Here is a 6,273-nt window from a genome sequence, read left to right on the forward strand (position 1 = left end):
CACCATCCCGGCCCGGGCTGCTTGCGTCGCCGCCGGGCGGGTAACCTCCGGTTCATGTCCCGCCATGTCGCGATCGTCACCGATTCCACGGCCTACCTGCCTCAACAGGCGATGGAGCGACACGGCATCACGTCCGTGCCGCTGACGGTGGTGCTGGGCGACACGGCCCTCGAAGAGGGCACCGAGATCTCCGCCCGTTCGGTCGCCCACGCCCTGCAGAAACGCAAGCCGGTGACGACGTCCCGGCCCACACCAGAGGTCTTCGCCGCCGCCTACCGCGCGGCGGCCGAGTCCGGTGCCGACGGGGTGGTCTCCCTTCACCTCTCCGCCGAGTTCTCCGGAACCTACGACGCCGCGCTGCTCGCGGCGCGGGAGGCGCCCGTCCCCGTCCGGGTCGTGGACACCGGCATGGTGGCGATGGCCCTCGGCTTCTGCGCTCTGGCCGCCGCCGACACGGCCTCGGCCGGCGGCACGCTCGACGAGGCGGTGGCCGCGGCCGAGAAGCGGGCGGCGGGCACGGCCGCCTTCTTCTACGTCGACACCCTCGACTATCTGCGCAGGGGCGGCCGCATCGGTGCGGCTCAGGCCCTGCTGGGCTCGGCGTTGGCCGTCAAGCCCCTGCTGCAACTTGTCGACGGCCGCATCGACCTGCGCGAAAAAGTCCGCACCGCCTCCCGGGCCGTGGCCCGCCTGGAGGAAATCGCCCTCACCCACGCCGGGTCGACCCCCGTGGACATCGCCGTCCACCACCTCGCCGCCCCCGACGGGGCGGCCCGGCTGGCGGACCACCTCCGCGAACGGGTCCCGAACCTGGGCGAGTTGCATGTGAGCGAGGTCGGCGCGGTGATCGGGGCGCACACGGGGCCGGGGTTGCTGGGCGTGGTGGTGTCGGCGAGGTAGAGCGGACGGCTCTTCGGGGGGACGCGGTCGATCAGCGACCGGGCCGAAACGATGGAAAGGCGGCTTCCGTGTCCGCCGATCGAGTGACGGAGTTATCCACAACTCCCCGCTTGTCCACCGGTTTCCGACGAGATCAGCAGCATTGAGCCGACCTCCCTACCGTCATCTGCCATGACGACGACAACGCTTGAGGCCACGACATCCCCCGCTGCCGCCCCCACCCCGGACGCCGCCCTGCGCTCCCGCGTTTCGGCGTTGATGGGGACCGCGGCGCGGAGAGGGAGCGTAGCGCCGGAGGCAACCGCAGCGACGAGGGATTCGGGGGCGCCGACGGGGACGGGGATGCCGACGCCGTTGGGAACGGCATCTCGGGTGGATACAGCACCCCATGCGGGAATGGCACCCCCGGTGCGGTCGGCACCCTCGTCGGAGACCGCGCTCTCGTCGGGGTCCGTAGCCTCATCCCAGACCGCCGCCTCCCGGAAGGCGACTCTCCGCCCCCGCCCGGACCGTCCGCCGGGCCGCCCTTCCCACCGCGTCCGCGGTGGGTGGGGAGCGGGAGTCGGCCCGGGGCGGGGAACGCACATCGGGGTGACGGAGCGGCCACGGGCAAGGGCGGGCAGCACCCCTCTCCCCGAACCCCGGCCGGGGCAGGAGCCCGCTGCGGGCTCCCTCCCGCGCGCCACCCGCTGGCGCCTCGCGCTCCAGGAAAGGCTGCCCCTCTGGGTCCAGCTCCGATGCGGCATCGAGCCGAGAACCGTCGCCGCCCTCGCGGTCGTTCTCGCCGCCGCGGGCCTCTTCGCCGCCTTCCACTTCTGGACGGGCAGACCGAAGACCGTCCCGGCGCCCACCCGCGAAGCTCCCGTGGCGGCACCCCTGCCATCGGCGCGCGCCCGGCCGGGCGCGCCACCGCCGGACCCGGCGACCGCCGCCCGGCAGGTCCCTCCGGCCGGCCCGGGCCCCGGGGGAGTGGTCGTGGACGTCTCCGGCAAGGTGCGGCGCCCCGGCATCCAGCGACTGCCGGCCGGCTCCCGCGTCGTCGACGCGCTGGAAGCGGCGGGCGGCGCGAGCCCCGGCGTCGACATGACCGGACTCAACCGGGCACGGGTGCTCGCGGACGGCGAGCAGATCCTCGTAGGAGCGTCCCCGGGCGCCGGCCCGCCGCCCGGCCCATCGTCGAGCCGCCCCGGTTCGGGACCGCCGAAGGGCCTCAGCACACCGGGGATCGCGGCGGGAACGGGAGCGAACGTGCCGCTCAGCCTCAACGCGGCGACGGTGGAACAACTGGACGCGCTGCCAGGCGTGGGCCCGGTCCTGGCCCAGCACATCGTCGACTACCGCACCGAGCACGGCGGTTTCCGCTCGGTGGCCGACCTCCGCCGGGTCAACGGCATCGGAGCCCGCCGCTTCACCGACCTCCGCCCGCTGGTCCAGCCGTGAAAGCAGCCCTGCGCCGCCGGGGAACGGACCCGCCGGACGCGCCACCGTCCCGGGCCGGGAGCCCGGCCGCCGTGCCCGCCGACCTCCGGCTGATGGTGCCGGCACTCGCGGCCTGGGCCGGCGCCGCCGCCGCGCTGACCGCGGATCCGGCCACGGTGACCGCACTGTGCGCAGCGGCCCTGCTCCTCGCCGCCGTGGCGGCCGGCATCGCCGTGAAATACCGAAAGGAGAGCGCCCCGCCCCCACCCTCACCGCCACTCACACCCCGGCCTCCGACCGTCACCCGCCTCTCACACCACACTCTTCCGTCCCCCCGCACCGACGACCGGCCTCGCCAGGCAACGCCCCGTCCGGACCGGCCGTCCCGCCCTGCCGCTCCCCGAACACCAAGCGAAGGGCCGGCGCGGCCGGATCAGCCCCGACTCCCCTCCAGACGCGCACCCGTCGACGGATCCGGCGATCCGCACGGACCGGCGGGCCGCTACGACCCGACGCACCCGGACGCGCCCACATCACCCGGTACGGCAACGCCGCTCGACCATGCGCCGTGCGGGGACGGGGTCTCTTGCCCCTGCGGGCCAGCACACCTGAGGGGAGTCGCCCCCGGGGCAGTCGCCGTCCACGGCCCGGCGCGCCCGCGAAGGCGCGCGTATCGGAACCGGGGCGCGCGGTCCGTGGCCGCCCCGCCTCAGTCCCGCCCCGCGCATCGCGCCCGGCTGCGCGCCGTCGCGCGCCGATGGGGTGCGGCGGTCGCCGCGGCCACCGCCGCCGCGCTGCTCTGCGCTGTCGCCGGTGCCGTGGTCGGTGCGCTGCGGGCGGCGGACGGCAGGCGGGGGCCGGTGCCGGGGCTGGCGGCGGCGTACGCGGAGGCGACGCTGGACGTCACGGTGACCAAGGACCCCCGGGCGGTCCGGCCGCATGTGCGCGGCGCGGCGCGGGCCGTGCCTGCCGTGACCGTGGAAGGCGAGGCGACCCGAGTTGTGGTCACCCGGCGGGGAAGGGTGACCACGACCGCCGTTCGGACGCCCGTCCTGCTCCTCGTCCGGCCGGACTGGCTGGGCGTCCTGCCGTCCACTCGGCTACGGGTGACCGGGCGGCTGGCGCCGCCCGCCCACGACGGCGACAGGATCGCGGCCGTCGTCCGCGTGCGGCACGGCCCGCCCCAGGTGATCGGGCGGCCGACCGGGCTCCAGCGGGCGGCCGCGCGGCTCCGCGCCGGTCTGCGCGAGGCCACCGACGGGCTGCCGCCGGACGCGCGGGCGCTGCTGCCGGGGCTGGTGGTCGGGGACACCTCCCGCGTCCCGCCCGACCTCGACGAGGCCTTCCACGCGACGGACCTCACCCACCTTCTCGCCGTCTCGGGAAGCAACCTGACCATCCTGCTCGCCTTGCTGATCGGACCGGCCCACTTGGCGGCGCGGGCCGAACGGCGGGGACTGGCGGGGCGGCTGGGCGTTCCGCTGCGAGTGACGGCCGTGGCGGGCGGGCTGCTCGTGCTGGGGTTCGTCGTGGTGTGCCGGCCGGAGCCGAGCGTGCTCCGGGCCGCGGCCTGTGGCCTGGTCGCCCTGCTCGCCCTCGCCACGGGTCGCCGCCGCGGGCTGCTGCCCGCCCTCGCGGCGGCCGTCCTGGCGCTGGTTCTCTACGACCCCTGGCTGGCGCGGAGTTACGGGTTCCTGCTGTCCGTGCTGGCCACCGGTGCGCTGTTGACGGTCGCCCCGCATTGGAGCGCCGCGCTGCGTCGGCGCGGCGTGCCGGGCCGGTTCGCGGAAGCGCTCGCGGCGACCACCGCGGCCCAGGCCGTCTGCGCTCCGGTGATCGTGCTGCTGTCGTCACGCGTGAGCCTGGTCGGCGTCCCCTGCAACCTGCTCGCCGAGCTCGCGGTCGCACCGGCCACGGTCCTGGGGTTCGCGGCCCTCGCCACCGCCCCCTTCGCCCCTGCCGTGGCGCACGCCCTCGCCTGGCTCGCGGGCTGGCCCGCCTCTTGGACGGCCGCCGTCGCCCGGACCGGAGCGGCCCTGCCCGGAGCCGAGGCGGCCTGGCCGGGTGGCGTGCCGGGAGCGGCGCTGATGGCCGCGGCCGTCGCGGCGCTCTGGTACGCGGTCCGCCGGGCCGCCCGGCAGTCGCGACGGCACCGGCACCCGCAGTGGCACCGACGTCGACGGCGATGGTGCGGCGCGCTCTGCGCGCTGCTCCTCACCGTGGCAGTCCTCCGGCCGGCTCCGCTGACCCGCGTCATCACCGGCTGGCCGCCGCCCGACTGGCGGTTCGTGGCCTGCGACGTGGGGCAAGGCGATGCCCTGGTGCTGGCGGCGGGCGACGGCGCGGCCGTCGTCGTGGACACCGGACCCGAACCGAGCGCCGTCGACCGCTGTCTGCGCGTCCTGGGGGTGCGGGCCGTGCCGATCCTGCTGCTGACGCACTACCACGCCGACCACGTGGACGGGCTGCCCGGCGTGCTGCGCGGCAGGACGGTGGGGACGATCGAGGGCACCCCGTTCGAGGAGCCGCCCGGGCAGGCCGCGTTCGTCCGCCGTGAGGCGCGCCGCGCGGGCGTTCCGGTCGTCGCGGCGGCACCCGGGGAACGCGGCCGTCTCGGTCCGCTGTCCTGGGAGGTGCTGTGGCCGCCGGCCCCGGGCGAGGCGGCCGAGGCGGAGGCCGGGGCCAACGACGCCAGCGTCACCCTGCTCGTCCGCACGGCGGAACTGACCCTCCTGCTGCTCGGCGACCTGGAACCACCCGCCCAGCACGCCCTCCTGGAACGGCATCCGGAGCTGCCCGCGGTGGACGTCCTGAAGGTCGCACACCACGGCTCGGCCCATCAGGACCCCGAGCTGCTGCACCGGGCGCGGCCTCGGCTGGCCGTCGTCTCGGCGGGAGCGGACAACCCGTACGGGCACCCCGCGCGGCGTACGCTCACCGCCCTCCGGACGGAGGGGGCCGTGGTGCTCCGGACGGACCGGGACGGGCCGGTGGCGGTGACGGACGCGGCCGACGCCGTTCTGGGCGGCACGGACTCGGGAAGCCGGCCGCCGGGGCGGGGGAGGAGGCGGACCGGACCGTCCCGACCGGGCCGTCGTACCCCTCGACCGAACCACCCGAAGAGGAGGCCGTGCGGTGATCAGCGCATCCGGTCGGAGGACTCGGTGCCCCAGAACTCGTCGAGGGTCAGGCAGGCCGAACGGGACTCGGGACCCAGGTCGTCCCACACCGACCGCAGGTCGAACCCGCGGTCCGCCGCCATGAGCAGCGCCTCGAAGAAGCCGGTGACCACGGCCGTGGCGTCCTTCTCACCGCCGGTCGTCAGGACCTCCTCCAGCACGTCGAGCGCCCGCCTCCGCTCCCGCGGGTCCATGCGGGAAGCGTGCTCGGCGAATGATCGTGCGAGGCCGCCCAGGCGCGTGGTCAGCGGAGGAACGTCGTCCTCGTCGGCCTCCACGGGGAGACCCCACTCGCCGGTCGGCGGTTCTCCGCGCCATTCTCCGACCTGGGTCCGGTCGCGAACCGCGAGCACGGCACTGGCCGCGACGAAGTCCTCCCACCATGCGGGTGTCGACATTCCGTCCCCATTTCCCTTCAGCGCGTCGTCCGGTTCCGGCGGTGTCCTTCCGTGCGGCGGGCGCCGGCGGGGAGGACGGTCAGTCCGTCTCGACCCAGCCCTCGTACTCCTCGGCGAGCGCTCGCAGCGCGGCCGGGTCCAGCGCGCCGTCCGGGTCCTCCAGTACGACCAGCCACTGGGCGTCCTCCGCGTCGTCCTCGCCGGCCAGCGCCTCGCGGACGATCTGCGGCGATTCGTCCAGCGGGTGTTCGGCGGCGCACCGCTCGGCCGCCTCCTCGGCGGCCTCCCGGTCCGGCAGCACCAGCAGGAAGCGGGACGGGCGCGCCGGGACCGTGGGCGAGTCGGAGGGCGCGGCGGGGGAGGTGTCTCTTATACAC

4 protein-coding genes and 1 pseudogene are annotated in these 6,273 nt (G+C 76.0%); 3 read left to right on the plus strand and 2 right to left on the minus strand.

Going from position 1 to position 6,273, the window contains the following annotated elements; translation table 11 throughout:
* The first annotated feature begins 54 nt into the window (after positions 1 to 54).
* The 3 genes and pseudogenes from ACSNOK_RS02910 to ACSNOK_RS02920 form a co-directional block, all read left to right on the plus strand.
* Positions 55 to 900: a DegV family protein gene (locus tag ACSNOK_RS02910; RefSeq protein ID WP_436778932.1), complete on the plus strand. Its 846-nt coding sequence runs from the start codon at positions 55 to 57 to the stop codon at positions 898 to 900.
* A gap of 591 nt (positions 901 to 1,491) precedes the next feature.
* Complete coding sequence (locus tag ACSNOK_RS02915; protein WP_436778933.1) at positions 1,492 to 2,340, plus strand: helix-hairpin-helix domain-containing protein; 849 nt, start codon at positions 1,492 to 1,494, stop codon at positions 2,338 to 2,340.
* 716 nt (positions 2,341 to 3,056) lie between these two features.
* Positions 3,057 to 5,378 (plus strand): annotated as a pseudogene (locus tag ACSNOK_RS02920) (ComEC/Rec2 family competence protein); the annotation flags it as partial.
* Between the two features lie 80 nt (positions 5,379 to 5,458).
* On the opposite strand, the gene ACSNOK_RS02925 reads toward ACSNOK_RS02920, so the two are convergent.
* Both ACSNOK_RS02925 and ACSNOK_RS02930 read right to left on the minus strand, forming a co-directional pair.
* Positions 5,459 to 5,896 carry a DUF7674 family protein gene (locus tag ACSNOK_RS02925; protein WP_436778934.1) on the minus strand — a complete coding sequence of 146 codons (438 nt, stop codon included), beginning with the start codon at positions 5,894 to 5,896 and terminating at the stop codon, positions 5,459 to 5,461.
* Positions 5,897 to 5,975: 79 nt separating this feature from the next.
* Positions 5,976 to 6,203 (minus strand): hypothetical protein, encoded by a 228-nt coding sequence (locus ACSNOK_RS02930; protein ID WP_436778938.1) that lies wholly within the window; start codon positions 6,201 to 6,203, stop codon positions 5,976 to 5,978.
* Between the last annotated feature and the right edge of the window lie 70 nt (positions 6,204 to 6,273).

Source organism: Streptomyces sp. URMC 126, from assembly GCF_051386555.1.
In the GTDB taxonomy this organism is placed as follows: Bacteria; Actinomycetota; Actinomycetes; order Streptomycetales; family Streptomycetaceae; genus Streptomyces.